Below are 26,595 nucleotides of genomic sequence, written 5' to 3' on the forward strand. Positions count from 1 at the left end.
GGCGCAAAAAAGGGACAACTCCGGCAGTGGGCTGATCACCACGCTTGTCATGCCGTGCACAACAAGCGAGCATATGGCCCTCTGCCGTTAATGCTGTAGGCAATATGACTCAGATTTTTCGCGCTGTTCTGGTAATTGGCCTGTTAAGCCTGTGCAACGTCAGCACAGCGTTGGCGGCGGCCCCTGTGAGCGAAACCAAGCCTGCTGCCAGCTCTGAACAGAAGACCCCTGCGAAAAAACCGGCGCCGGCCAAAAAAGCGCCCGCTGTGAAGAAGAACGCGGCCACTGCCAAAAAACGTGCTGCGAGCAAATCCAAGGCCTCCCGTGAAGTGGCCCAGACGCAATTGCCCCCTGCACAGTTGGACCTGTCACTGCCTTCGGACATGGTCAGGCACTTGCAGCCCATCGGCACCATGCCCAAGCCCAAGAGCGTGCCCCTGCTGCCGCCGATGTTCGGCGAGAAGCCCACCGACAACAGTGCATTCCAGATCAACGGCCGCCTGCTCAGCAATGAGATGAGGCTGCAATTGCGCAACGAAGAGCGGCGCGATGTGGAAGGTGCAGCGCTGGATTTCGAATTCAAGCAGTAAACTTTTCCCACAGACGTGACGTGTCCCTCCGACCATCTGTCGCAGACTGGTCAGTCACGTTTGTTTTCTGCGAAAAACCCCTGTTAGACCATTTTAAAACGGCTGTTTTAGGGCGTACTCTAGCCCTGCCATCCACATTGAGTCGTCGAGGACCTGCTGGTCATGAATTGCCGTGAAGGCTGTGGCGCTTGCTGCATCGCCCCCTCTATCAGTTCGCCATTACCGGGCATGCCACAAGGCAAGCCGGCCGGCGAACGCTGCCTGCACCTGTCGGTCGAACAGCTATGCCTGCTGTTCGGGCAACCGGAGCGACCGGCGGTGTGCAGCGATTTCAAGGCGGATATCGAGGTCTGCGGCACCGACCAGGCCGATGCGATTCGCTTGATCGGCTGGTGGGAGCAGATGACGGCGGCTTGATGGGCTTTACTATCGGAACTTTTTTCGGAACTTCGACAATAAGGAATACAACAATGGGTTCGCTGAAACGAATGGCTGTGCTGTGCGGTTTTACGGTGTTGTTTGCTGCCACTGCCCAGGCTGAGGATTGGCAAGTCGCCAAGGATGAAGACGGTATCAAGGTGTCCCTGAGCGAAGTGGCCGGCTCCAAGTACAAGGCGTATCGCGGTGTGACCACGATTAAGGCGCCGGTTGCCAAGATTGTTGCGCTGCAGGAAGACGTAGTGGGTGCCTGCAAATGGATTCACGAATGCAAATTGCAAAAACTGCTTAAACACGAGGGTGACGTCAGCTACACCTACACCCAGTTCAATGCCCCGTTCCCCGTCACTAATCGTGACTCGATTCTCAAAATCACCACCTCGAAGGGCGCTGACGGCAGCGTGACCCGAACTTTGCTGGAGGTCCCGACCTATCAGCCAGAAGAAAAAGGCTTCGTACGGGTTGCTCAAGTAGAAGGTTTCTGGAAACTGGTGCCAAAGGGCGACAACCAGACCGAAGTCACTTACCAGGTGCACACCGAACCAGGTGGCAGCGTGCCTTCGTGGTTGGCCAACAAGTTTGTGGTGGACGCGCCGTTCAACACCTTGAAAGCCTTGAAAGAACACGCCGAAAAATAAGCGCAGTTGATCGGGTGTCTCCGACCTTGGGTGGAACGTTTGCCAAGCCCCCAAGGTCCAGATAGAGGTAAGCCCACACACGGGTTTTATCGAGGAGGCACCGATGCAAAAGTGGCAGATTACCTTTGTTGATGATCACGGCGTGCAGTCCGTTGAACAGTTCACCTGTGACCAGAAGCCCAGCCTCGAAGATGCGGCACACATGATTCGCAACAAACTGGTGCCCGTCGCCGCCGAACTGGACCTCAACGACCTGGAGGGCCGCAAGCCCGAGCCTACGGTCAAGATCCTCAAAGACCAGAACAGTATCCAGATCCTCGACATCTCTCCTGCCGCCTGAATATTCCCTGTCCACCCTTAAAGGGCCTCTGGTGGAGGTGATAGCTTCGCGCTACTCTGCAAATGAGATCAGCGAATGAATCGCTAAGGTCTGGTCTTGTCAGCTACATGCTTGTTTTCCAGCGGTGATGTTATTGCCGTAGTCCCCACGCCAGTACGGCGTGGGCTTCGGGAAGCACGGAAAGTCTATCCATCAATTTGAGGAGCACTTTTCATGAGCACAGCCTATCAAGAAGACATCAGCACCAACGTTCTGCGCCGCATGAAAGAGGGCGGCTTCGACTTTTCGCGTTTTCACCCCATCGAGTTCTACGCCATTTTCCCGGATGAGGAACGGGCGCGCAGGGCTGCGGGTGAGTTTCGCGGGGAATCCCTGAATGCCCAGGTCAGTGCGCGCGACGATGGCGCCTGGTACCTGGAACTGAGCAAAATCATGTTCGCTACCTACGACGGCATAGGAGACTTCGAGCAAGACTTTGAGGCGGTGGTCGAGCCGCTGGGTGGGATCATCGAGGGATGGGGCGTGAAGCAGGAGGTGCGTGGGTTACCCATGTAGCAGTTAGCAGTATGAGAACCACAGCGTATCGGCTGACCTTTGGGTCGGCCGATTTTGTTTGTGCTGTAGGAAAACTACTCGGAACTTGTAGCCCACTTTTCTGCACCAAAAAAAAGCCACCCAGAGAGGGTGGCCTAAAGGGAAGAGCGGTGGGCTGAACCTGTAGGACGCATCCTGTTCAGCAGATGGTTGTGATTATCCGCAGGCTTGGCCGGGCAGTGAAATCAACTCTGGCTATGCTGTTGATAGTCAAAGCCCGCATTGCGATGAAGCGTGGGGCTGTGCACCGGGCATTCTGCGCACCAGGACGGTGCGGTCAGATTTTTATGTTTATTTAACTCACTGATTTTTAAGTGTTTATGCCGCTGGCACGGGCCTTGCGATGGTTCTCGCGTCCGGGTGACAAGGAGTTCGGCATGATCCGCACTTATTACGATGAGATGTACGATGGGGCAGGGCAGGTCCGGCCTCATTACCGCGAGTTCGCCCGCTGGTTGGCCGACACGCCTGCTGAACTGCTGGCGCAACGCCGGCGCGAAGCCGATTTGCTGTTCCACCGCGCCGGGATCACCTTCACGCTCTACGGGGACGAGCAGGGCACCGAGCGCCTGATCCCCTTTGACACCATCCCACGCAGCATCCCCGCCAGCGAATGGCGGATTGTCGAGCGCGGCTGCATCCAGCGGGTCAAGGCGCTCAATATGTTTCTCGCCGACCTGTATCACGAACAACGCATCATCAAGGCCGGGATCATCCCCGCCGAACAGGTCCTGGCCAACGAGCAATACCAACTGGCCATGCAAGGCCTGGACCTGCACCGCGACCTGTATTCCCACATCTCCGGGGTTGACCTCGTACGCGATGGCGACGGCACGTACTACGTGCTGGAAGACAACCTGCGTACACCGAGCGGCGTCAGCTACATGCTCGAAGACCGCAAGATGATGATGCGCCTGTTCCCTGAACTGTTCGCCGCCCAACGCATCGCGCCCATCGATCACTACCCCAACCTGTTGCTGGATACCCTGAAAAGCTCCAGCCCCCTGGACAACCCCAGCGTGGTGGTATTGACCCCGGGTCGCTTCAACAGCGCGTTCTTTGAACATGCCTTTCTGGCCCGTGAAATGGGCGTGGAACTGGTGGAAGGCGCCGACCTGTTCGTGCGCGATGACCGCGTCTTCATGCGTACCACCGATGGCCCCAAGGCCGTGGACGTGATCTACCGTCGCCTTGATGACGCCTTTCTCGACCCCTTGGCCTTCAACCCGGACTCCATGCTCGGCGTGCCCGGCCTGCTCGCGGCCTACCGCTCCGGCAATGTGGTGCTGGCCAATGCCATCGGCACCGGGGTGGCGGATGACAAGTCGGTGTACCCCTTCGTCACCGAGATGATCCGTTTTTACCTGGATGAAGAACCGATCCTGAAGAATGTTCCGACCTTCCAGTGCCGTAAGCCCGACGAACTTTCCCACGTATTGGCCAACCTGCCCGACCTGGTCGTGAAGGAAACCCAAGGCTCCGGCGGCTACGGCATGCTGGTGGGCCCGGCGTCCACCGCAGCGGAAATCGAAGCCTTCCGTGCCCGTATCAAGGCCAAGCCCCACGCCTATATCGCCCAGCCGACCCTGTGTTTATCCACCTGCCCGACGTTTGTCGAAAATGGCATTGCGCCCCGCCATATCGACCTGCGCCCGTTCGTGTTGTCCGGCAAGGAAACCCGTGTGGTCCCCGGCGGCTTGACCCGCGTTGCATTGCGCGAAGGCTCGCTGGTGGTCAACTCGTCCCAGGGTGGCGGCACCAAAGACACGTGGGTGGTCGAGGACTGATGCCATGTTGAGTAGAACTGCCTCGGATTTGTACTGGATGTCGCGCTACCTTGAACGCGCGGAGAACCTCGCGCGCATGCTCGACGTCAGCTATTCGCTGTCGCTGATGCCCCAGGATGGGCGCGGTGATGGCCTGCATGAACTGGCCATGCCGCTGTTGATCACCGGCACCCTGGAGGATTACCACGCACGTCACGGTGAATTGCACGCTGAACGCCTGCTGCACTTCTTTGCTCTGGATGCGGCCAACCCGGCCAGTATCTACAGTTGTCTCGGCGCCGCGCGGGCCAGCGCCCATGCGGTGCGTGGGCGAATTACCGCCGACATGTGGGAAAACATCAACGCTACCTGGTTGGATATTCGTGATATCGCCCAGCAGGGCCTGAGCCGTTATGGCATGAGTCGGTTCTGTGAGTGGGTCAAGGAGCGTTCCCATCTGTTCCGGGGCGCTACCTACGGCACCATCATGCGCAACGATGCTTTCCGCTTTATTCGCCTCGGCACGTTTATCGAACGCGCCGACAACACGCTGCGCTTGCTGGACGCACGCTATGAAATGGCCGGTGACCAGGCCGAAGCCGTCACCGATGGCACTGCGCATGCCTACTATCAATGGAGTGCCTTGCTGCGGGCCTTGTCGTCGTTCGAGGCCTACACTGAGATTTATCGCGATGCACCCGGCGCCCGGCAAGTCGCTGAGTTGCTGCTGCTGCGCGCCGATGTGCCGCGCTCACTGCGTGCCTGCAGCGAAGAGATTGACCAGATCCTGGCCAGCCTGCCCGGCATCAACGGCCGCCCGGCCCAGCGCCTGGCCGCCGAGATGGATGCGCGCCTGCGCTTTACCGCCATTGATGAAATCCTTGAGGAAGGCCTGCACGCCTGGCTGACCGACTTTATCCCCTTGGTCCGCCAATTGGGCGACGCCATCTACAGTTCTTACCTGGAGGCCGCATGAGACTCTCCATCAGCCACGAAACCACCTACCACTACGAAGACCAAGTGCGCGCCAGCATCCAGTACCTGCGCCTGACGCCCCATGACAGCGAGCGCCAGCATGTGCTCAGTTGGCAACTCGACCTCCCGCGTCCGGTGCGTGCCCAGGTGGACCCGTTCGGCAACATCCTGCATGTGCTGACCCTGGATGAACCCCACGACGCCATCATCATCGGTGCGCGTGGCCAAGTGGACATCGACGAACTGCGCGAGGCCGAACACGAGAGCCAATCGGCCTTCCCGTTCTTGCGCTGCACCCGCCTGACCGAGCCCGATGAAGCGCTGCGCGGCTTTGCCGACCAGCATTGCCATCAACGTCGCGATCGCACGGCGTTGATCGACCTGATGCATGCACTTAACCAAGCGATGGTCTACACGCCGGGCGCGACCGAAGTCGACACCTGCGCCGCCCAGGCCTTCGCCGGCCGTGCGGGCGTGTGCCAGGACCACACCCACGCGTTTTTGGCCTGCGCACGCAGCCTGGGGATCCCTGCGCGGTATGTGTCGGGGTATTTGTATTCCGAGGACAGCGCGCACCTGGCCAGCCATGCCTGGGCCGAAGCCTGGCTGGATGACGCTTGGTACAGCTTTGACGTGACCAACCAGCTGGCCCGCCCGGAGCGGCATTTGAAACTGGCGGTAGGGTTGGATTACCTGGATGCCTGCCCGGTGCGCGGCATGCGTCGCGGTGGCGGTCATGAGCAGATGCACGCGAAGGTGTTCGTGGCGCCGACGCCGGTGATTTCCGTCCAGCAGCAATAGCGTGATCGCGGGTCTGCCAGAGGTTTTGTGGCTTGTAGTGAGCGGGCTTGCCCCGCGCTGGGCTGCGAAGCGGCCCTGATCAAGCAGAATGCGGTGCATCAGGTATTGCCGAGGCGCCTGGATCAGGGCTGCTTCGCAGCCCAGCGCGGGGCAAGCCCGCTCACTACAAGGGCTGTTTACGCGCGGCCATGTGCTTTAGATACTCAACCAATAAATCCAGCTCGTTGTCCGGCAACACGCTGGCGGCGAATGCCGGCATCTTCGCCTGTGGCCAATGCCGCAGGCTCTGCGGGTCACGGATATAGCGCTTGAGGAAATCACCGCCAAAATACTCGGTAGGGTTATAGGGGACATTCAGGTCCGGCCCCACCTGCGCATCACCGGCGCCATTGAGCCGGTGACAGGCCAGGCAGTTTTTCTGGAACAGCGCAAAGCCCTGGTTGATCGGGTCATTGGCCGCCAGCGTCGGGTCGGGCAACAACGCCGGAAAACGCTCCGCCACGGTCTTCAACTGCTTTATCCCGGAGATCTGGAACGGCCACTGCTCCGGGCTGATAGACCCGGCTTGTGGGTCGGTCCACACCAGGTAGAACGGCCCGGCACTCGGTTTGCCATCCGCCAGTGCGGGCCATGGCTGGGCGGGGTCCTCCACCGCGAGCCAGGCGCGTGCACCGTGGTTTTCCAGCAGCGGCGCAGCCGTGAGTTCGGCGGCGAATCCATCGAGGGCAACGGCTTGCAGGTGGCTCTCAGGTTTCAAACCCGGTAGGAGCACCGCCAGCGGCACTGCACGATAGGTCATGGTGCGCTTGTAGGACACGTCATCAACGATCTGCACCGTTTGCGCTTGCGGGTGCTTGAGCAGGTCGGCGGTCTGCCAGGTCTTGCGGGTGTGGTCGAGTTCGACGGTCAATTGCGCGGCTGAAGCGGGAAGGCCGATCAGCAAGGCGAGGAGGGCAAGGATGGCTTTCAAGATGCAGGCTCGAATCAACGTGGCGATTGGGCTCACGATACCGGAAATCGGCGCGTAAAAAGACAGCCCCTGCAGGACCGCTATGCGCAATGTCCCGGCAGGCGCCGCCAAAAACTGCAAACCCTGTTCTGTTGCACGGAATGGGGCCGTGGAGGGGTCACCCAATAACCTTGGTTAAGTTGGGCAAGATCAAAATCAGTGTGGTGGCGAACAGAATGAGTCCCGCCTGACGTACTTTCGAATGTTTAAACATGGCTGACTGCCTTTTGTTGTTATTCCTGAGCGTCAAATACGTGCCGGTTTTATTTCAGTATGGCGAGATGACGTGTCACTTTTCTTACGGCTGCTCCAGCAAAACCCGGCAGCAACTTCTTACTGATTCAACCTTAGAGCCCTCGTTCTTCTTGGCTTAGACCCATTTCATATCAGCTAATCAGCATTTCAGCTTAAAAAGGCATGAGGCATAACGCCATCTTGGCGCCAATGCCTTGGCTAGACAGCTAAAACGATTAATCAGGTAATTACCTTAGGAGGCTACCGTTCGTCCGAGCGAGGGGGTCAAAAGCAATGAGCGCATCCGTCATTGAAACCGTGTCAATCGGGCCTAAGGTAGAGGCACACCTGCACAGCGGTTCGAGGACGTCATGACCCAAGCTTTGATCTTTGATGCGATACGTACGCCCCGTGGCAAAGGCAAGTCGGACGGCGCCTTGCACAGCGTCAAGCCGGTTAACCTGGTAGCCGGTTTGCTCACCGCCCTGGCCCGACGCAGCGACCTCGACACCCAACAAGTGGACGACATCGTGCTCGGTTGCGTGACCCCGGTGGGCGACCAGGGTGCGGACATCGCCAAGACCGCCGCCCTGGTGGCCGACTGGGACATCAGCGTCGCAGGCGTCCAGATCAACCGCTTTTGCGCGTCTGGCCTGGAAGCGGTCAACCTGGGCGCGATGAAGGTGCGCTCCGGCTTCGAAGATCTCGTTGTGGTCGGTGGCGTCGAGTCCATGTCCCGCGTGCCCATGGGCAGTGACGGAGGCGCCTGGGTGCTCGACCCGCAGACCAATCTGCACAGCCACTTCACCCCACAGGGCATCGGCGCGGACCTGATCGCTACCCTCGAAGGGTTCACCCGCGAGGACGTCGACGCCTTTGCCCTGCATTCACAACAGAAAGCGGCCAGGGCACGTGCAGACGGTTCCTTCAACACGTCGCTGATTGCGGTGCGGGACCAGAACGGCATTGTGCTGCTCGACCATGATGAATTTATTCGCGGCGACTCCACCCTTGAAGGCCTTGGCAAGCTCAAGCCCAGCTTCGAAATGATCGGGCAGATGGGCTTCGATGCCACTGCGCTGCGGGTCTACAGCCATGTGGAGCGCATCAACCACGTACACACGCCGGGCAACAGCTCCGGCATCGTCGATGGCGCCGCGTTGATGTTGATCGGCTCCGAGGCCAAGGGCCGCGAACTTGGCCTGCAGCCCCGGGCGCGTATTGTAGCCACGTCGGTCACCAGCACTGACCCGACCATCATGCTTACCGGCCCCGCGCCTGCCACGCGCAAGGCCCTGGCCAAGGCTGGATTGCGCGTTGAAGACATCGACCTGTTCGAGGTCAACGAAGCGTTTGCCTCGGTGGTGCTCAAGTTCATCAAGGACATGCGCATCGACGCGGCACGGGTCAACGTGAACGGCGGCTCTATCGCCATGGGCCATCCGCTGGGCGCCACCGGCTGCGCGATCCTCGGCACCCTGCTCGACGAACTGGAAGTGCGCCAGCAGCGCTACGGCCTGGCCACCTTGTGTGTCGGCGGTGGCATGGGCATCGCCACCATTATCGAACGCCTCTGAGCCCAAGGAATCTGTCATGACCCAAGCCATTCGTTACGAAAAAGGCCAGGACGGCATCGTCGTGCTGACCCTCGACATGCCCGGCCAGAGCGCCAACACCATGAACAGCGTGTACCGCGAGGCCATGGCGGCCACGGTCGAACGCCTGGAGGCGGAAAAAGACGGCCTTGCCGGGGTGGTCATCACCTCGGCCAAGAAGACATTTTTTGCGGGTGGCGACCTGAATGAACTGATCAAAGTCGACACGGCTCACGCCAAGGAGTTTTACGACAGCGTGTTGGTGTTGAAGGCACAGCTGCGGCGCCTGGAAACCCTCTGCAAGCCCGTGGTGGCCGCCATCAATGGCGCGGCGCTGGGAGGCGGCTGGGAGATTTGCCTGGCCTGCCATTACCGTGTCGCGCTGGACGACAAATCAGTGCAGCTTGGCCTGCCGGAAGTCACCCTGGGCCTGCTGCCGGGTGGCGGTGGGGTGGTGCGCATGGTGCGTTTGCTGGGGCTGGAAAAGGCCTTGCCGTATTTGCTCGAAGGCAAGAAAGTGCGGCCGCAACAGGCACTGCAAGCCGGTCTGGTCAATGAGCTGGCGGCGGACCGCGAACAGTTGCTGGCCAAGTCACGCGCCTGGATCCTGGCCAATCCGGACGCCAAACAGCCGTGGGACAACAAATCCTACCAGATCCCCGGCGGTACGCCGTCGAGCCCGAAAGTTGCCCAGATGCTGGCGATCGCGCCATCGATTTTGCGCAGTAAAACCCAGGGCTGTTTCCCCGCCCCGGAGAAAATCCTCTGCGCTGCCGTCGAAGGCGCCCAAGTGGACTTCGACACCGCACACCTGATCGAAACCCGTTATTTCACCGAGTTGGTGACCGGGCAGGTGGCGAAAAACATGATTGGCACTTTCTGGTTCCAGCTCAACGAGATCAACGCCGGCCGTTCACGGCCGCAAGGGTTTGCACCCTATGTCACACGTAAAGTCGGCGTGCTGGGTGCGGGGATGATGGGGGCGGGGATCGCTTACGTCAGCGCCAGCGCAGGCATCGACGTGGTACTCAAGGACGTCAACCTGGCCGCCGCCGAGAAGGGCAAGGCACATTCGGTGGCGTTGCTGGACAAGAAGGTCAGCCGTGGTCAGTTGACGGCGCAACAGCGTGAAGCCACCTTGGCGCGTATTCATCCTACGGCCTCCGATGCCGACTTGGCGGGTTGCGACCTGATCATCGAGGCGGTGTTCGAAGACCGCGAACTCAAGGCCAAGGTCTCGGCTGCTGCGCAAAGCGTGGTCGGCGCCGAGGCCGTGATCGCCTCCAACACGTCCACCTTGCCGATCAGCGGTTTGGCCACGGCGGTGCCGGATCAGGCCAAGTTCATCGGCCTGCACTTCTTCAGCCCGGTGGACAAGATGCCCTTGGTGGAAATCATCAAGGGTACCCACACCAGCGACGAAACCCTGGCGCGAGGGTTCGATTTCGTACTGCAAATCAAGAAAACTCCGATCGTGGTCAACGACAGTCGTGGCTTCTTCACCTCGCGGGTGTTCGGCACCTTCACCAATGAAGGCATCGCCATGCTCGGCGAAGGCGTGGCGGCGCCGATGATCGAGACCGAAGCCCGCAAGGCCGGCATGCCGGTGGGGCCGTTGGCGGTGTCGGATGAAGTCTCCCTCACCCTGATGAGCCATATCCGACAGCAGACGGCCAAGGATCTGCAGGCAGAAGGCAAGGCCGTGCCGACACATCCGGCAACGGCGGTGATCGATCTGTTGGTCAACGAATACAAGCGCGTAGGCAAGGCGGCGGGGGGCGGTTTCTATGAATACCCCAGCGGTGGGCAAAAGTACCTGTGGCCAGAGTTGAAAAGCCGCTTTGAACGGCCCGACCAACGCATCTCGCCACAAGATGTGCGCGACCGCCTGCTGTTTATCCAGGCCATCGAGACCGTGCGCTGTGTGGAGGAGGGGGTGTTGATGTCCACGGCAGACGCGAACGTGGGGTCTATTTTCGGCATCGGTTTCGCGGCCTGGAGCGGCGGCGCTCTGCAGTTCATCAACCAATATGGGTTGAACGACTTTGTCGCCCGCGCTCGTTACCTGGCCGAGCAATATGGCGAACGGTTCGCACCGCCGACATTGTTGTTAGATAAAGCGGCACGCGGTGAAGTGTTCCGGTGATCGAGCGGGGGCTTGCCTTGAAGGGGTATTTCAAGGCAGGCTCTGGGGTGTGCAATATTCCCATCACCGTGTCAGGTATTTTTTATGTCGCTACGCGTCTGTATCCTGGAAACCGATATCCTGCGTCCAGGCTTGATCGATCAATACCAAGGGTACGGGCAGATGTTCAAGCGCCTGTTCTCCAAGCAGCCGATCCCCGCCGAGTTTGTCGTCTATAACGTGGTGAACGGTGAATACCCGTCCGACGACGAAGTGTTCGACGCGTACCTGGTGACCGGCAGCAAGGCCGATTCCTTCGGCACTGACCCGTGGATCCAGACCCTCAAGACCTATCTGCTCGAACGTTACGAGCGCGGCGACAAGCTGCTCGGTATCTGCTTCGGTCACCAATTGCTGGCGCTGCTGTTGGGCGGCAAGGCTGAACGCGCGAGCCAGGGTTGGGGCATTGGCATCCACGACTACAAGCTCGATGCCAAGGCGCCGTGGATGAGCCCGGAAGTGGAAGAGCTGACGCTGTTGATCAGCCACCAGGACCAGGTGACCACGCTGCCGGAAAATGCCACGGTCATTGCGTCGAGCGCTTTTTGCCCGTTCGCGGCGTATCACATCGGCGATCAGGTGCTGTGCTTCCAGGGGCACCCGGAATTTATCCAAGACTATTCCCGCGAGTTGCTGGAAATTCTTCAGACAACCCTGGGCGAAAAGATCTACACAAACGGCGTGGCCAGCCTGGAGCGCGACCACCACGGGGCGACCGTGGCGGAATGGATGATGCGCTTTGTGGCGCATAAACCCGAGGCTCAGGTTTAAAGCCAGCCCGAACGCTTGAAACTCGCCCACAAGCCGGTGCAACCGGTCGCAATCAACCCGAGCACCGCAAAATAGCCATAGTGCCATTGCAGCTCGGGCATGTTCTGGAAGTTCATCCCATAAATCCCCGCCACTGCGGTGGGGAACGCCAGGATCGCCGCCCACGCGGCGAACTTGCGCTGCACCACGCTCTGGCGCGAGGCCTCAAGTAACACGCCGATTTCGATGGTCTGGCTGGCAATATCGCGCAGGGTGGTGAGGTCTTCCATCTGCCGCGTCACGTGGATCTGCACATCGCGGAAATACGGGCGCATGTTCTTGTCGATAAACGGGAAGTTGAGTTTCTGCAGCTCCTGGCTGATCTCCACCATCGGCGCCACATAGCGCTTGAGCCGCAGCACATCGCGGCGCAGGCCATGGATCTTCTGGATGTCGCGTTCACTCAGCGAACTGCACAGCACATTGCGCTCCAGCTCATCGATCTCGGCATGGATCGCTTCGCTCACCGGTTGGTAGTTTTCGGTGACGAAATCCAGCAGCGCATAGAGTACGAAATCTTCCCCATGCTCCAGCAACAGCGGCCGCGCCTCACAGCGCTGGCGCACAAAGCCGTAGGACGCGGAATGACCGTTGCGTGCGGTGATGATGTAGCCGTTGCCGGCAAAGATATGGGTCTCGATAAACTCCAGCTTGCCGTTCTCGCGCACCGGTGAATAGGTGACGATAAACAGCGCGTCGCCAAAGGTTTCCAGCTTGGGGCGGCTGTGTTTTTCCAGGGCGTCTTCGATGGCCAGTTCATGCAGGTTGAACTGGCGTTGCAGGTTGGCCAGTTCCTGTGCGTCGGGTTCTTCCAGGCCGATCCACACAAAGTGGCCGGGTTTGGCGGCCCAGGCCGCGCCTTCATCAAGGGTGATATCAGTGACTTTCTTACCGGCGCTATAGACGGCGGCCGCAACAACTCTACCCATGGTGCTGATCACTTCTTATTGGGAGGACACGTGTTGGGCAGCTTAGCCTGAATGGCGTTCCGTCGTAGCCGTCGTTTCTGCAAGCTTTTGTAGTGAGCGAGCTTGCTCGCGCTGGGGTGCGAAGCGCCTTTGGCAGTCTTCAACCAGCCCGCACTTCGCGATCCATCGCCTCAATACACGCCGCCATCTGCGCATGGCAAGCCTGCATCAACGCCGGGATGTCATCCGAAGTCAGGCCAATTGTAGGAATTGGCGGCAACGAACGTATGATCACATCACCACTGTTCCAGCGATTGAGCTGCATGTGCGTGACGTAATTGCTGACGCACACCTGCACGATGGGCACCCCGGCCGCAATCGCCATATGGAACGCGCCCTTCTTGAACGGCAGCAAACCTTTGCCCAGGTTGCGCGTGCCTTCCGGAAACACCCAGATCGACGTGTCTTCGTGCTGCAAGGTGCGGGTGGTGGTAAGCATCGCGCGGCGTGCCTTGTGCGCATTGCCCCGGTCGATCAGCACATTGCCCGCCAGCCAGAATAACTGGCCGAACAGCGGCACCCATTTCAGGCTTTTCTTGGCGATACACACCGTGCGGTGGGGCACCACGTTGCCGAACACAAACAGATCATAGTTGGACTGATGGTTGGCGATGATTACGCAGGTGCCAGGCTTGTTGCGCAGCGAGTCCACATCGGCCTTCACCTTCAGCCGCAGGATCCACATGGCCGGCAACGCGTAGAGGCGAGCACACAGGCGGCTGTTGTCCGGGTTGAACGGCCGGCACAGACCGACCAGCACACCCAGCACGCCAGCGAGCATAAAGTGCAGGCCCATCAACAACATACGCAACAGAAAAAGCATCGACACGGTCCATCGGGACAAAAGGTGGCGCAGTGTACGGTTGTGCACTGTATTCGGCAATTACCCCGGTAGAGGTAGGAGATAGGCGATGTTTAAGAGCATGTTTCAACATCTGCTGACACGGGCAAGCTAGAGGGGCTGAAGGTGTTGCGAAAGTGTGTGTAAGAAAAAGCCCGACTCTAGGTCGGGCTTTGACGTATCAGGCGTAGGGCTTAACTCAGAATATGCCCCTGGTCCTGAATAATGGCGTCATCCAAGGCTTCCAACAGTTCTTTACGCACCTTCAACTTGGTGTGTTTGTGGGCGTTCATATTGAGCTTCTTCAACTGACGCGCGGCTTCCAGCGCGGCGGCATGCAACTCCTCTGGTGCCACCACCTTGTCGAGGAAGCCCGCTTGCAACGCGCCCTGCGGGTCAAACATCTCGGCATTGATCACCGAGCGGTGGAAGGCTGATTTACGCAGACGATCCCGCGCCAACTCGATACCGGCGTGGTGCATGGTCATGCCGATCGCCACCTCGTTCAGGCCAATGCTGAACGGGCCTTCCACCCCAATCCGATAATCCGCCGATAGCAGCAAAAAGGCGCCCTTGGCCACCGCATGCCCAGGGCACGCCACAATCACCGGGAACGGGTGCGACAACAAACGACGCGCCAACGTCGAACCCGACGTCACCAGGCCGATCGCCTCTTTAGGGCCGGCGGTCATCACCTTCAAATCATAACCACCCGACAGAATCCCCGGCGTGCCGGTGATCACCACCACCGCCCGGTCCTTCTCGGCCTGGTCCAGCGCTTCATTAAACGCACTGACCACCGCCGGAGAAATGGCATTTACCTTGCCGTTGCTCAAGGTCAGGGTCGCGATACCGTCTTCGAGGTGGTAGGCAATCAACTCACTCATGACGCGGTTCCTTGTAGGACTTGTTATAGAAGTATGCAGCAGACGTTACCCACCACGCCCGCCCCGGTAAAGCGCTGTGACTGACTGGCCAGTCAGGGTTTTCCCCTGCGCAGGGCGCCCAAATGCCGGGGGCAGGGCGCAATCGCCGTCCCAGACACACACCGCCCATGCCTGAGAATGGCACAATCACCGCCCCTTGCCGGGCATTGAGCGGCACAACCTGCTAACCGCATGAATATTCTGAAAAAAACCTTTGCCATCAGAAAGGCTTTCGACTACATTAGCGCGCCTCGACAGACTGAACTGGTTTGACGAGATACGGTGAAGTGTCCGAGTGGCTTAAGGAGCACGCCTGGAAAGTGTGTATACAAGAAATTGTATCGAGAGTTCGAATCTCTCCTTCACCGCCACATTCTTGAAAAAATCCCGCGAGTTAACCACTCTGCGGGATTTTTTTTGCCCGCGATTTCGCAGCGTACCCCCGTCCGTCCCCCCGTTCGTGACAGGACTCGAGTCATCAAAAGTAGCTGAAAATAGCGTGCTGCCTCACCTGGCATGACGCTGCGAGCGAACCGTTGCGCCTTCGATCACGTCTGTGCGAATGGCCGATGGTTGCCCGGTGTTGTTGCGTGCATAGCTGCATAACGTGATCGGCAGCTCTGCTATTTCGAGAAAAATGCCGTCCAGGGACAGGGTGTAGCGTTCGTCGTCAATATCGCCACAGGGGGTGCTGATCGCCGAGTTCACGCTGTAGTAGTAATGCCGGCTGAAACTGCTGTGCTGGTTTTCCCAGGTGATGTGGTAGCGGTGTTTGAGCTGCGGTGCCGGGGCTGGGTTGGTCAGGAATACCGAATGGGTGAATACATTGCGCAGCAGCGCTACGGTCAGCGGTTGCTCGGCCTTTTGCACGCCGAGTATGCACAGCACATGCGACCCCAGCACTGGGCCGATGGGCAGGTTGATGTAGGCCTCGTCAGAGGCGACAGCGACCTGGTAGCCATGCGTGCGCGCGCAATCGCTGATGTCATTCACGGCCTTGAATCGGTAGAACGGTTCCTGGATCGAGAACCTTAGGTTCCACGTCGGACGGATAACTTGGTCGGCGGCGTCACGTTGTAAATGCACATAGGGTTTCAGGTTCCACGGCTCGTCCAGCGTGATTTCAACGGCCTTGAGCTGGCAGGTCAGGGTGTCGTTACGGAAAACACCGTCTACAAAGCAGTAGTACAAGTCGTTGGCGGGATAGCTGTAGTTGAATTTCGCAGCTTCGCACGCCGAGTTGTTCTGGCAGCTGTTGAGAATGTCCCTCTGAATGGCAGACGCGACCTTGCTGATGATGCTGGTGATTTCATTGGTGTTCCGATCCAGCATTGGACTGCCGGAGCTGCCTGGGCGCAGACCATTGCAGCGGTTGCGCAAGGCGCTGGGGAACACGCCGGGATGTTCGGCAAAATTGTTGATGGTCGACTCCACGCAGGCACTCATGCGTAGTCCCTTTTTCAGAAAACCGGTCGGCGCTCCCACGTTGATCACTTCTCGATCTGTCGCCTGACGCTGAGATGCCAGCTTGAGTGGCATGATTGCGTTGGTCACCAGCACGGCCAGTGACGTATCCAGTTCGAGCACGGCCAAATCGGTACCCGCCATGCTGCTCCAGTGTGCTGTCTTGACGGCGTAGGTGACATGCCGTTCGGGCGTGTCATGAAAGTAATTGAAGGTGACATCGGCGGTGATCGCCTGACGCAGGCGCGCTGTACCGTAGCTGAAGAACACGCAGTGCCCGCTGGTCAGCACATAAGCCGGGCCGACGGCCTTGCCCCGGTGATCACGAGTGTCGAGCAGAACGGCATTGCAGGTCTGGCCTAAGGCGTTTTTCAGTGAGCCGATGCCGGTCCATTGCGGGTAACGGTGGTCTTTATTTTCAAGCGCCGCGGAAGGTGACTGTTCGGTAAGTCCCTCGGCCAGGTCTCTGGCGTGGCAGGGCCAGACAGTGCTGAGCAACAGGAAATACAGGAAAACGCGAGCGGTGCGAGTAAGTGACATGAGGAGCCTCGACAAGGAAGTCATTGATTGGCTGAAACTATCCAATCAGGCCAAGGCAGGAGACATACATGGCTATTGATTAACGCGCTCGAGCTCTCGGTCAGCACGTGTAGGGTTTGGCGCTTGAGCCATACGAGCGCGTATCTGACCAGTAGTCCTGGGCAATTGATCTTTAGTGCTTGCAATCGTAGGCATGATCTCTGATTTAAGTAGTCCATTTCCCAAACGCTAAAAACACCCCAGTACGCGTCTTACCTCGCTTGTAGCTCGTTCTTATAGTCGTGCGCCTCAGTCACTTGGAGGTGCACGCATGCAGGGACCTTACGCATTTATCAATGAGCGACCGCGGCCCTATCCACTGCTCAAACTCAGCCTTTCGCTGAATCCCCATACACAAACCAAATTCGACACCCTCAACCAGCACATCCGCAACACCGTTGTTTTGCCTGGGCAATTGGTGATCATCGGGGATAGCCGAACCGCCTCTTGCACCGCTGAAGAGGCATGGCTGATGCGCTCGGCGCAGAATATAAAACTTGCCCTGTTGGCGCACTCAGCAACTGATCAATTCCTGATCAAAAACTATGATCAGTTACAAACCATCTTGTCCTATACCTCCCTCGGCATCGGGAGCGCCAGCACTGCCTGGAGCAAGCACTTGGCGCAAGTCGAGAAGACCCTTATGGACATCGACGATTTGCACAAGCAGTACTTGAGGAGGGGAACCTCGGGGGCTAGGGACGCGTTTCTGGTTAAGCGCAGAGCGCTGTTTGCGAGGCTGGATAGCCAAGTCTCGGGTATGGCGCGCTTGGGTACGGGGTTGAAAAACGAAGGGTCGATTAAAAAAATGCTCGGCATTTCCAGTAGGAGCTACTGGCACCATGGAGAGATTCGAGGGTATGAGGAACGGGTCAGGCGTGTAGCCAAAGCTTCGCAGATTTTGAAGAAGGGAACTTACATTGGTATAGCGCTGGACGTTGGTGCCACAGCGCTGGAGATAACGGAGGCGTGTTCCACTGGGCGTGAGCAAGAGTGTACGCAGGCGAAGTATGTTGAGGGAGGCAAATTGGTGCTAGGCGTTGGGGGGGCATCGCTGGGTGGAAGTATGGGGGCCTCTGTGGGAATAGGCGCCTGCATGATTGTTTTTGGCATACCTACAGCAGGCGCCGGAGCTTTGGCATGTGCCATCGTTGGCGGAGCAGCAGGCGGATTGGCCTTGGGCAAGTTAGGAAGCGAGGGTGGGGAAATTGCGGGTAAATTTCTCTATAAAACTGTGAGCGATTAAATGTACCTAGAATTTATGATGTTGTGCTCATGTGCCCTCATGTTACTCAGCATCCCGCTGACATTTTTTGTCATGTTCAAAAAGCTCGATGCAGCAGAACGTTATGTGGAACACAGTGACTATGTAATCGTCCATAGGCGGATTTTCCGTAATGCTCCATTTGAAGGCCGGCAGGTACGCGTATTTGCCATGGCTATCATTATTCTTATCCCCAAAGTACTTCAATGGAGGCGTTTGGTACGGGTTGAAGACGTTGAAAAAATCCCACGACATCTCAAGTGCTGGATGGTCATACCAACACTCGTTGCCGTCATATCCATTACGGGGATGACTATCAGTTGGATTCTTATAAAAACCTAATCTGCATGAAATACGGGCGACTCGCTGTCGCCCTCAATGCCTATGCCGATGATGCACATCCGGAAAATGCGCATGGCTATGCCTCATCGCGCTATGCACATGCACATGACTATGCGGCTCCGCCGGATCCCATTCAACGTCATGCTCATGCTGATGGTGTTCATCATGCACATGTCGGTGCCCGTGCTCCGTCGCCTCATGCAGATGTTCATGGGCATGCCGCTCCGTCAGGTGCAGCCAAACCCCCACGGCCATCAGCGCCGACGCAATCCAGAACGCGACGGTCACCGACTCCCCGAACGCCAGCAGGGCCACCACGGCGCCCAGGAACGGCGCCGTGGAGAAGTAGGCACCGGTGCGCGCACTGCCCAGCCCACGCAGCGCCAGCACAAACATGACCAGGCTGATGCCATACCCCAGAAACCCCACCAACAAGATAGGCGCCAACTGCGCCATAGCCGGTATCTGCGCGCCTAGATAAAGCGCCAGGCTGCAATTCACCAACCCGGCAATCAGCCCTTTGGCCCCCGCGATAAACAACGCGTCCGACGCTGAAACCTTGCGCGTCAGGTTGTTATCAATCCCCCAGCATAAGCATGCCACGGCCACTGCAAACGGGCCGGTCCAGTCGTGGGTGGCGCCGCCGTCGTCGGACCATGACAACACTAAACCGCCCATGACTATCGTGATCATCCCGAGGATTAGGCGGCGGTCTGCGTTTTCTCTAAACACCACCCAGGCGATAACGGCGGTCAACACCGATTCAAGGTTAAGCATCAGCGAGGCGGTTGCGCCGGCGGTGCGGGTCAGGCCGAACATCAAGGCCACGGGCCCGAGGATGCCGCCAAAGGTGATGGCACCGATCAGCCAGGGCCATTCGGATGGGGTCAGGCCGGTGGGTTTCCAGCCGCGATCGCGGATAAGGCGCACGCCGGCGAGACCGATGCCGCTGCCCAGATAGAGCAGGCCGGCGAGCAGTACGGGCGAGAGACCCAGGCCGAAACTTTTGGCGAGCGGGATGCTGGCGCCGAACAGGGCGGCGGCCGCGAGGGCATACAGAATACTAAGGTTCATGGGCCGTCCTCGAGTGTTCAGCCCATGATACGTCGCTTGCTCAGGTTAAATCCCGTGGGATTTACTGCGCGGTTTTCAGCTTGATCACATCACCCGAAATCTTGGTGGTATAGCCACTCCAATACCCGCAATCCCAGAATGGAAAGTACTGGCAAAGGGCTCATAAACGCTGGTGGTGAATTCCAGGACTTGCTAAGGTCGCCGCCTTTCCAATACGCCATTCAGAGGGATCTAAATGCACCCGGTACTTCGCAAGACATTCGGCGGGCTTTCTGCCCAGTACTACATTCGCAATTTTCTGTTCGGGCTGATTTTCCCCGTACTGATCTACACCGCGCTGACCCATTCGAAAACCGGTGTGTTCACACTCGGCGCGTTGGCCTATTGCGTCGTCAACAGCGTGCTTTACCCCTACGCGCGTTTCGTTTACGAAAGCATCATGGATTACATTTTTGGCAACAACGTGTTCTTCGTGAACGCGATTCTGATGCTGACCGTCAAGGTGTTCACCATGGCGATCTGCTGGACCATGGCGGTTTTCATTGCGCCTATTGGGCTGGCTTATCTGTACTTCCACCACAGCCGTGCGGTGGATCAGGCCTGATTCGATGCCACACACTGCATAGACTGTGGCGAGTGAGCTTGCTCCCTCGCCACGGGTACATCGGTTGCCCGTAACTGATGGGGTCAGATATGCAGCCAGGCCAAACTACCCAACACCACCGCCACACCCGCCGCCGCATACGACATCCGCTTCAACCATTCCCGCCGGGTCAACAACGTAATCGCCGCCAATGAAATTGCGATCTGGATCGCTGTCATCGCCTGGGCCCAGCGATGATGCTGGTGCAACGCCTGCTCCGACTTCTCATCCCATTCCTTCGACGTGGCTTCAAGTTTTTCGGCCTGCTTGCGCACGTCTTCCTTCTGGCTCTTGTAACGCTCGATCTCATCCTTGTAATGCGCCGCGTCCACACCGGGAATATGGGTGGCCAGTTCCGCAAGATTCTGCCGGCTGGATTTGGCCTGGTAGTAATTCCATTGGTTGGCGGCTTCGGTCTTGATGATGGCGGCGTTGTTTTTGTCCATCGCCGCCTCGCTTTCGGTAGAGCCGGCCTGGTAGCTGAGCATCGCGCCGAGGGTGGCCATCAGGGCGGTCATCACGGCGATGCGGCTGGCGAAATTGTCGCCACGGCCGTGGGCATGTTCGGTGGTGTGTTCGATGTGTTTTTCGTGGGGGCTGGGGACTTCGAAGGCTTCGGACATGGGGGCGTCTGTGAAGGGACTGAGGGACTCTGATTCTTCACCAGTGAAGCTGTCTCAAGCCTGTCCGTAACGCCGGATCAACCGCCCATACACCAGAATGTTGATCGCCAGCACCAATGCGCCCAAGCCCAACTGGATCTGCGGGGTCAGCCCTGCGGGGTAGATCAGGGTCAGGAGGTAGTGCTCGATAAACCCGCCGCCATAGCCGTCTTGCCCGGCAAGATGGCGAAACAGGTTTTCCCATCGAGTGAGCGGGCAGGGCAGGTGGAACACTTCAACGGCAATCCCCCAGGCCACAGCGGGCAGGTGCAGCCAGACGACAGGCCGCCACTTGAGGGCAAGCAGGCCTCCAAACAGCACAAACAGGATGAACGTGAGGTGAAACAGCACCAGGCTGTCGGCAGCTAGACGGTAGAGCATTACGCACACTTCAAAAGGGGAGGTCCATAGTCTAAAGGGTTGCTTGCGTGCAAGCGTGGCCGTTATTGTGCTGAATCCTTTTAGTCTTCCCCCAAGGTTCTGTTGCGATGAATGCACCGCGTACCGCAGTCGGTCCGATCAAGGCCGTGATTTTCGATATGGACGGGTTGTTGCTGGATACCGAAGGCATCTACACCGAAGTCACGCAGATCATCGCCGAACGCTACGGCCGTACCTATGACTGGGGTATCAAGCAGCACATCATCGGGCGCGGCGCCCAGGACCTGGCGGACTACGTCGTGAAGGCGCTGGATCTGCCGATTACACCGGCCGAGTTCCTGGAGATCCGTGAACCACTGATGAGCGAGCGCTTCCCCAAGGCCTTGGGCATGCCCGGCGCCGAAGCATTGGTGCGGCACTTGAAGGCGCACAATATTCCGATCGCCGTGGGTACCAGTTCGTCGCGCAATTCGTTTGGCCACAAGACCACGTTGCACCGTGAATGGTTTGGACTGTTCGGGACCATCGTCACCGCCGACGACCCGGAAGTCGGTGCTGCCAAACCTGCGCCGGACATCTTCCTCACCGCCGCCCGCCGCCTGGGCGTTGCACCCGAGGATTGCCTGGTGTTCGAAGACTCCCCGTTTGGGGTCACCGCCGCGAAAGCAGCCCACATGACCGCCATCGCCGTGCCGGATGAGGCCATGGCCGACAGCAAGTACCAGCACGCTGACCAGATCATCCGCAAGCTCGCGGATTTTGATTTGGCGGCTTACGGCCTGCCACCTTTCCCCTGAATAAAACACGCTCAAAAAGGTGGGAGGGGGCAAGCCCCCTCCCACCTTTGATTTTGCAGTGTTGCGGAAAGCCTAGGCGCTGAAGCCACCATCAATGGTCAGGCTTGCACCGGTGATGTAACCGGCTTCCGGCCCAGCCAGGTAAGCCACGAAGCTGGCAATCTCTTCCACGTGTCCATACCGACCCACGGCCATCAACCCGATCAGGCTCTCGGCAAAATCACTGTTCGCCGGGTTCATGTCGGTATCCACCGGCCCAGGCTGCACGTTATTGATGGTGATTCCGCGAGGCCCCAAATCCCGCGCCAACCCCTTGGTCAACCCGACCAGCGCTGCCTTGCTCATCGCATACGGGCCGCCGCCGCCAAACGGCATGCGTTCGGCGTTGGTGCTGCCGATGTTGATCACGCGGCCACCTTCACCCATGTGCTTGGCCGCTTCCTGGGTCGCGATAAACACACTGCGTACGTTGATCGCCAAGGTCTGGTCAAAGTCTTCCAGCTTGAAATCTTCCAGCGGGGCGATGGCCAGCACCCCTGCGTTGTTGACCAAGATATCGATGCGTCCAAAGGCTTCAACGGTGGCGTTGACCGCATTGCGAATCGCTGCCGCATCAGCGCTGTCGGCCTGAATCGCCAAGGCTTTGCCGCCTTCGCTGATCACGCTGTTCTGCAATGCGTCGGCCTTGGCGGCGGAGCTCACATAGGTAAAGGCAACCGCTGCGCCTTGTGCTGCGAGGCGCTTGACGATGGCGGCACCGATGCCGCGCGAACCGCCTTGAATCAAGGCGACTTTGCCGCTGAGGTTCTGTGTGGTCATGTCGATCTCCTAACTGTTCAAGGCGGGATGCCTTGCTGATGGAGCCGAGTATCGACCTGGGCAGTGCCTACCGGTAGACCGTGATTGCTATAGTCTGTGTAAACCAAAAGTTGAGAGTGGGTGACATGGAAAGCTTTGGCAGTATCGAATGCTTCGTGCGCAGCGCCGAAGGTGGCAGCTTTGCCGAGGCCGCCCGGCACCTGAGTCTCACACCGGCAGCCGTCGGCAAAAGTGTCGCCAAGCTGGAAGCGCGCCTGGGTGTGCGCCTGTTCCAGCGCAGCACCCGACGACTGGCCCTTACCGAAGCCGGCAAACTGTTTCTCGACGAAGTCAGCGGCAGCCTTACCACCATCCAGAACGCCGTCGCCAACCTGGCCAGCGCCGAAGGGCGGCCGGTGGGTACGCTCAAGGTCAGCATGGGCACAGTGTTCGGTAATCGGTATGTGGTCCCACTGTTGGGGGCGTTCATGCAGCGCTTTCCGGATATCAGCCCGGACTGGCATTTCGATAATCGCCAGGTCGACCTGATCGGCCAGGGCTTTGACGCGGCCATTGGCGGTGGCTTCGAGCTGCCTCAGGGCGTGGTGGCGCGTAAGTTGACGCCGGCGCATCGGGTGTTGGTTGCCTCAAAGGACTACCTGGCGCAGCGCGCGTCGGTACTGACCCCCGAAGATCTGGCACGGTGCGCGGGTATTCTGATTCGCTCTCCCCAAACCGGCCGCATACGTTCCTGGCAATTGACCAGTATCGAGCGTGAACACCGCCCGCTGGTGCTCAAACCGAGCATGACCATGAGCGACTCCGAAGCCGCCTGCTGTGCCAGCGCCCAGGGCCTGGGCATCGCGTTGGTGAGCATGCCCATGGCGGTGCCGTTCCTCGACAGTGGCGCGGTGGTGCGGGTGTTGCCCGACTGGTACGTCGACGACGGCAACATCTCCATTTATTACGCCGAACACAAACTGCTGCCCGGCAAGACCCGGGCGTTTGTGGATTTCATCATCGAGCAGTTTGCCGAAGCGAAGCTGGGCCAAAGGTTCAGCGCGATCTAAATGTGCAAGGGAGCAAGCCCTTCCCACAGTTGACCTTCAGCGACCGAACTTACCCGGCCAGCCAACCACTTTCTTTGCCCTTGGCGTCGCGTAAGTCCTGATCTTCGACGTCGACAACCCCAACCGCACCAGCGATTCGGCAATGGTCACCGCTGCGGTTACACCGTCCACCACCGGGACGCCGGTGCGCTGGCGAATCTGCTCATCCAGCCCGGCCATGCCGCCGCAGCCCAGGCAGATCACCTCGGCCTTGTCTTCGCTGATGGCCAGTTCCGCCTGGCGCACGATGGCTTCCATCGCGGCCAGTGGGTCTTGTTCCAGCGCCAGCACGGCCATCCCACTGGCACGCACCGAGGCGCAGCGTTGGTACAGGCCGGCCAATCTCAAGCGGTCTTCGATCAGTGGCACCGTGCGGTCCAGGGTGGTCACCACCGAATAGGCGTGCCCCAGGAACATTGCCGTGCTGGCGGCCGCTTCGGTGATGTCGACCACCGGCACGTTCAACAACTCCTGCAGGCCTTCGCGGCCATGTTCACCGTAGCCGGCCTGGATCACCGCGTCGAACGGTTGGTCGTAAGCCATGACCCGGTCCATCACCGCAATGGCCGCCAGGTAGCTTTCAAAATTGCCCTCCACTGACTCCGCGCCGAAGTAAGGCGTGAGCCCGACAATCTCGGTGCCCGGCGCGGCCACCGCCCGTGCCTGCTGGGCGATGGTTTCAGTAATGGAGTCGGTGGTGTTGACGTTGACCACGAGGATGCGCATGGAAGGTCCTTGATTAATGACTGACGTTATCGACTGCAATGCTTTCGCCGCTGACATCGGCGTAGAACGGCTGGCGCTTGGCAATCAGCAAGTACAGCAGCCCTGCAATACCGGCGCCAAACATCCAGGAAAACGGTGAGACGCTGGCGAAACCGGGCAGCAGGGCCAGGAGAATGGCGATCACGGCTGCGGGAATGAACGCCGCCACCGCCCGCAGATTGACGCCACGGCTGTAGTAATAAACGCCGTTCGGGTCTTCGCTATACAGCTGCGGTACGTCGACCTGGCTTTTACGGATCAGCCAGTAATCGACCATGATCACCCCGTACAACGGCCCCAGCAGTGCGCCCAGGCCGGAGAGGAAATACACGATCACCAGCGGGCTGTTATAGAGATTCCACGGCAGGATCAGCACCGCCACGGTGGCGCTGATCAGCCCGGCACGCCGGAAGTTCAGGTACTTGGGCGCCAGGTTGCTCAGCACGAAGGCCGGCGCGACGAAGTTGGCCATGATGTTCACTGCCACGGTGACAATCAGGAAGGCCAGGCAGCCCAGCACAAGGAAGAACGTATTGGGGATGGCGGCGATGATTTCGGTGGGGCTTTCGATCACCCGGCCATTGAGTTGGAATTGGCCACCGCACAGCAACACGGTAATTGCGGCGAACACCAGGATATTCACCGGCAGGCCCCAGAAATTGCCGACTTTGATGGTCTTGCGGCACGGGGAGGAGCGCGCGAAGTCGCAGAAGTTGAGGATCAACGTGCCGTAGATCGCCAGCCACAGCGCGCCACCGGCGAAGATATTGCGCCACATCTCACCACCGGTCAGCGGCTCGCGGACCGACCAGGCAATATGGCCGCCGGCCTGGAAGTACATCCAGCCGGCCAGTGCGGCCACGGTCAGCAGGATCACCGGCCCGGCGAAGCCTTCATAGCGGCGCACCATTTCCATGCCGTAGGCCAGGATCACCAATTGCACAAACCAGATCGCCACAAAACACACCCAGCCCAGGGTTGATAAGCCCAGGATCGAGTTGTGGTCGTAATCGGCGAAGCCCGGGTGAATGGCGCTCAGCAACACGCGCAACACCACCGAAGCCAGGTAGGTCTGGATACCGAACCAGGCGATCGCAATCACTGCGCGGATCAGCGCCGGTATCTGCGCGCCATGGATGCCGAAGCTGATACGGCTGATCACCGGAAACGGCACGCCGGTCTTCTGCCCCATGTAGCCCGACAGGTTCATGAAGAAGTACACCAGCGCTGCCCCGATCCCCAGTGACAGCAAGATCTGCCAGCCGCCCAGGCCCAACGCATACAAGCCGATGGCGAACGAGTAGTTGGCGATGTTGTGCACATCATTGGTCCACAGCGCGAAGATGCTGTAACGCCCCCATCGGCGGCCTTCGACCTTGGTCGGCGCCAGGTCCTTGTTGTGCAGGCGCGGGCTCAGTACCAACGGACCGGGAACCATGGCTTCGGGGTTCAGGGAAGAGGAGGGCAGATCCAGTGCGATAGTGTTCGAGAGGCTTGTACGCATTCCGGCAGGCTCCAGCACATCGGCAGCCGGGCCGCGGATGGCAAAGTGTATGTAGGTTTTGTATTTATTGTATACAAAGCGCATTTCACCTTAAGCCACATGCGTGCCAGTTTTCGATCTATGAAAACTGCGGGTCATTTCGTTTTTGCAGTCAGTGAAAATAACTTACTGAATTGAAAGCGATATAAATTGACCGTTTGAACAGCTATTTATTTTTCTGTCGAAAAGAAACATAGAAGAGCGCAAAAAATGCGTGGGGAAAGGTGTTACATAACGGTGCGGGTTTAGATGGATTGCACACATAAATGGCACCGATGGTTACATCTGTGTGTACATCTTTGGTGGCAAACACAAACAAGATGTGGGAGGGGGCTTGCCCCCGATAGCGGACTGCCAGTCACCAGATACATCGGCTGATCCACCGCCATCGGGGTGTAGAACCGTAGACATCGTTTACATCTGAAACCGGGGACATCGTTTACACATTTGAGGCTTGGACGCGG

The 26,595-nt window shown here is 58.8% G+C and carries 27 protein-coding genes and 1 tRNA gene; 17 read left to right on the forward strand and 11 right to left on the reverse strand.

What is annotated here, in order from left to right; translation table 11 throughout:
* The first annotated feature begins 104 nt into the window (after positions 1-104).
* From AC3ZU9_RS20855 to AC3ZU9_RS20890, 8 genes are all read left to right on the forward strand, one after another.
* Positions 105-590 carry a translation initiation factor 2 gene (locus AC3ZU9_RS20855; protein WP_490091252.1) on the forward strand — a complete coding sequence of 162 codons (486 nt, stop codon included), beginning with the start codon at positions 105-107 and terminating at the stop codon, positions 588-590.
* 162 nt (positions 591-752) lie between these two features.
* The gene (locus AC3ZU9_RS20860) at positions 753-1,007 is read left to right on the forward strand and encodes a YkgJ family cysteine cluster protein (protein ID WP_015885398.1); all 255 of its coding nucleotides are present in this window, start codon (positions 753-755) and stop codon (positions 1,005-1,007) included.
* A 53-nt stretch (positions 1,008-1,060) separates the two neighbouring features.
* Positions 1,061-1,666: an START domain-containing protein gene (locus AC3ZU9_RS20865; protein WP_046035662.1), complete on the forward strand. Its 606-nt coding sequence runs from the start codon at positions 1,061-1,063 to the stop codon at positions 1,664-1,666.
* 103 nt (positions 1,667-1,769) lie between these two features.
* Positions 1,770-2,006, forward strand: a complete 237-nt coding sequence (locus AC3ZU9_RS20870; RefSeq protein WP_015885396.1) for a hypothetical protein — start codon at positions 1,770-1,772, stop codon at positions 2,004-2,006.
* A gap of 213 nt (positions 2,007-2,219) precedes the next feature.
* Entirely contained in the window at positions 2,220-2,561 is a 342-nt protein-coding gene (locus AC3ZU9_RS20875; RefSeq protein ID WP_015885395.1) for a ribonuclease E inhibitor RraB, read from the forward strand.
* 416 nt (positions 2,562-2,977) lie between these two features.
* On the forward strand, positions 2,978-4,387 hold the full coding sequence (locus AC3ZU9_RS20880) for a circularly permuted type 2 ATP-grasp protein (RefSeq protein ID WP_015885394.1): 1,410 nt from the start codon (positions 2,978-2,980) through the stop codon (positions 4,385-4,387).
* Between the two features lie 4 nt (positions 4,388-4,391).
* Positions 4,392-5,342, forward strand: coding sequence for an alpha-E domain-containing protein (locus AC3ZU9_RS20885; protein WP_015885393.1), 951 nt, complete (start codon positions 4,392-4,394; stop codon positions 5,340-5,342).
* Positions 5,339-6,142 (forward strand): transglutaminase family protein, encoded by an 804-nt coding sequence (locus AC3ZU9_RS20890; RefSeq protein WP_490091253.1) that lies wholly within the window; start codon positions 5,339-5,341, stop codon positions 6,140-6,142. The genes AC3ZU9_RS20885 and AC3ZU9_RS20890 overlap by 4 nt, the downstream gene beginning before the upstream one ends.
* Before the next feature lie 163 nt (positions 6,143-6,305).
* On the opposite strand, the gene AC3ZU9_RS20895 is transcribed toward AC3ZU9_RS20890, so the two are convergent.
* Positions 6,306-7,112, reverse strand: a complete 807-nt coding sequence (locus AC3ZU9_RS20895; protein WP_015885391.1) for a c-type cytochrome — start codon at positions 7,110-7,112, stop codon at positions 6,306-6,308.
* Between the two features lie 644 nt (positions 7,113-7,756).
* On the opposite strand from AC3ZU9_RS20895, the gene AC3ZU9_RS20900 reads away from it, so the two are divergent.
* The 3 genes from AC3ZU9_RS20900 (at position 7,757) to AC3ZU9_RS20910 (ending at position 11,936) form a co-directional block, all read left to right on the forward strand.
* On the forward strand, positions 7,757-8,962 hold the full coding sequence (locus AC3ZU9_RS20900) for an acetyl-CoA C-acetyltransferase (protein ID WP_490091254.1): 1,206 nt from the start codon (positions 7,757-7,759) through the stop codon (positions 8,960-8,962).
* Positions 8,963-8,978: 16 nt separating this feature from the next.
* The gene (locus AC3ZU9_RS20905; protein ID WP_490091255.1) at positions 8,979-11,126 is read left to right on the forward strand and encodes a 3-hydroxyacyl-CoA dehydrogenase NAD-binding domain-containing protein; all 2,148 of its coding nucleotides are present in this window, start codon (positions 8,979-8,981) and stop codon (positions 11,124-11,126) included.
* An 84-nt stretch (positions 11,127-11,210) separates the two neighbouring features.
* Entirely contained in the window at positions 11,211-11,936 is a 726-nt protein-coding gene (locus tag AC3ZU9_RS20910) for an amidotransferase (protein WP_490091256.1), read from the forward strand.
* Here AC3ZU9_RS20910 and AC3ZU9_RS20915 read toward each other — a convergent pair.
* From AC3ZU9_RS20915 to AC3ZU9_RS20925, 3 genes are all read right to left on the reverse strand, one after another.
* Positions 11,933-12,904, reverse strand: a complete 972-nt coding sequence (locus AC3ZU9_RS20915) for a magnesium and cobalt transport protein CorA (RefSeq protein ID WP_015885387.1) — start codon at positions 12,902-12,904, stop codon at positions 11,933-11,935. The genes AC3ZU9_RS20910 and AC3ZU9_RS20915 overlap by 4 nt on opposite strands.
* Before the next feature lie 139 nt (positions 12,905-13,043).
* Positions 13,044-13,766 (reverse strand): lysophospholipid acyltransferase family protein, encoded by a 723-nt coding sequence (locus AC3ZU9_RS20920; RefSeq protein WP_046035666.1) that lies wholly within the window; start codon positions 13,764-13,766, stop codon positions 13,044-13,046.
* Positions 13,767-13,978: 212 nt separating this feature from the next.
* Complete coding sequence (locus AC3ZU9_RS20925; RefSeq protein ID WP_015885385.1) at positions 13,979-14,671, reverse strand: crotonase/enoyl-CoA hydratase family protein; 693 nt, start codon at positions 14,669-14,671, stop codon at positions 13,979-13,981.
* Between the two features lie 320 nt (positions 14,672-14,991).
* Here AC3ZU9_RS20925 and AC3ZU9_RS20930 point away from each other — a divergent pair.
* Positions 14,992-15,081 (forward strand) — tRNA-Ser (locus AC3ZU9_RS20930).
* A gap of 136 nt (positions 15,082-15,217) precedes the next feature.
* On the opposite strand, the gene AC3ZU9_RS20935 is transcribed toward AC3ZU9_RS20930, so the two are convergent.
* Positions 15,218-16,714 carry a trypsin-like serine peptidase gene (locus AC3ZU9_RS20935; protein ID WP_320399715.1) on the reverse strand — a complete coding sequence of 499 codons (1,497 nt, stop codon included), beginning with the start codon at positions 16,712-16,714 and terminating at the stop codon, positions 15,218-15,220.
* A gap of 310 nt (positions 16,715-17,024) precedes the next feature.
* Between AC3ZU9_RS20935 and AC3ZU9_RS20940 the strand changes: the two genes are divergently transcribed.
* Both AC3ZU9_RS20940 and AC3ZU9_RS20945 read left to right on the forward strand, forming a co-directional pair.
* Complete coding sequence (locus AC3ZU9_RS20940) at positions 17,025-17,999, forward strand: hypothetical protein (protein WP_046035668.1); 975 nt, start codon at positions 17,025-17,027, stop codon at positions 17,997-17,999.
* Between the two features lie 39 nt (positions 18,000-18,038).
* Positions 18,039-18,359, forward strand: a complete 321-nt coding sequence (locus AC3ZU9_RS20945; protein ID WP_224795877.1) for a hypothetical protein — start codon at positions 18,039-18,041, stop codon at positions 18,357-18,359.
* 33 nt (positions 18,360-18,392) lie between these two features.
* On the opposite strand, the gene AC3ZU9_RS20950 is transcribed toward AC3ZU9_RS20945, so the two are convergent.
* Positions 18,393-19,433: a DMT family transporter gene (locus tag AC3ZU9_RS20950; protein WP_490091257.1), complete on the reverse strand. Its 1,041-nt coding sequence runs from the start codon at positions 19,431-19,433 to the stop codon at positions 18,393-18,395.
* Positions 19,434-19,668: 235 nt separating this feature from the next.
* Here AC3ZU9_RS20950 and AC3ZU9_RS20955 point away from each other — a divergent pair, with 235 nt between their 5' ends.
* Complete coding sequence (locus tag AC3ZU9_RS20955) at positions 19,669-20,037, forward strand: hypothetical protein (protein ID WP_015885378.1); 369 nt, start codon at positions 19,669-19,671, stop codon at positions 20,035-20,037.
* A gap of 83 nt (positions 20,038-20,120) precedes the next feature.
* Here the strand turns inward: AC3ZU9_RS20955 and AC3ZU9_RS20960 are convergent, their stop codons facing one another.
* Complete coding sequence (locus AC3ZU9_RS20960; RefSeq protein ID WP_015885377.1) at positions 20,121-20,699, reverse strand: DUF4337 domain-containing protein; 579 nt, start codon at positions 20,697-20,699, stop codon at positions 20,121-20,123.
* A gap of 54 nt (positions 20,700-20,753) precedes the next feature.
* Positions 20,754-21,119: a DUF2784 domain-containing protein gene (locus tag AC3ZU9_RS20965; protein WP_043205755.1), complete on the reverse strand. Its 366-nt coding sequence runs from the start codon at positions 21,117-21,119 to the stop codon at positions 20,754-20,756.
* A gap of 107 nt (positions 21,120-21,226) precedes the next feature.
* Here AC3ZU9_RS20965 and AC3ZU9_RS20970 point away from each other — a divergent pair, with 107 nt between their 5' ends.
* Entirely contained in the window at positions 21,227-21,916 is a 690-nt protein-coding gene (locus tag AC3ZU9_RS20970; protein ID WP_015885375.1) for an HAD-IA family hydrolase, read from the forward strand.
* Between the two features lie 72 nt (positions 21,917-21,988).
* Here AC3ZU9_RS20970 and AC3ZU9_RS20975 read toward each other — a convergent pair whose 3' ends face one another.
* Entirely contained in the window at positions 21,989-22,735 is a 747-nt protein-coding gene (locus tag AC3ZU9_RS20975; RefSeq protein ID WP_015885374.1) for a 3-oxoacyl-ACP reductase family protein, read from the reverse strand.
* A 125-nt stretch (positions 22,736-22,860) separates the two neighbouring features.
* On the opposite strand from AC3ZU9_RS20975, the gene AC3ZU9_RS20980 reads away from it, so the two are divergent.
* Positions 22,861-23,784, forward strand: a complete 924-nt coding sequence (locus AC3ZU9_RS20980) for a LysR family transcriptional regulator (RefSeq protein ID WP_102062062.1) — start codon at positions 22,861-22,863, stop codon at positions 23,782-23,784.
* Positions 23,785-23,820: 36 nt separating this feature from the next.
* Here the strand turns inward: AC3ZU9_RS20980 and AC3ZU9_RS20985 are convergent, their stop codons facing one another.
* Positions 23,821-24,549 carry an aspartate/glutamate racemase family protein gene (locus tag AC3ZU9_RS20985; RefSeq protein WP_015885372.1) on the reverse strand — a complete coding sequence of 243 codons (729 nt, stop codon included), beginning with the start codon at positions 24,547-24,549 and terminating at the stop codon, positions 23,821-23,823.
* A gap of 13 nt (positions 24,550-24,562) precedes the next feature.
* Positions 24,563-26,092, reverse strand: a complete 1,530-nt coding sequence (locus tag AC3ZU9_RS20990) for an NCS1 family nucleobase:cation symporter-1 (RefSeq protein WP_064052850.1) — start codon at positions 26,090-26,092, stop codon at positions 24,563-24,565.
* Positions 26,093-26,595 lie beyond the last annotated feature (503 nt).

It is taken from the genome of Pseudomonas sp. A39 (assembly GCF_058145955.1).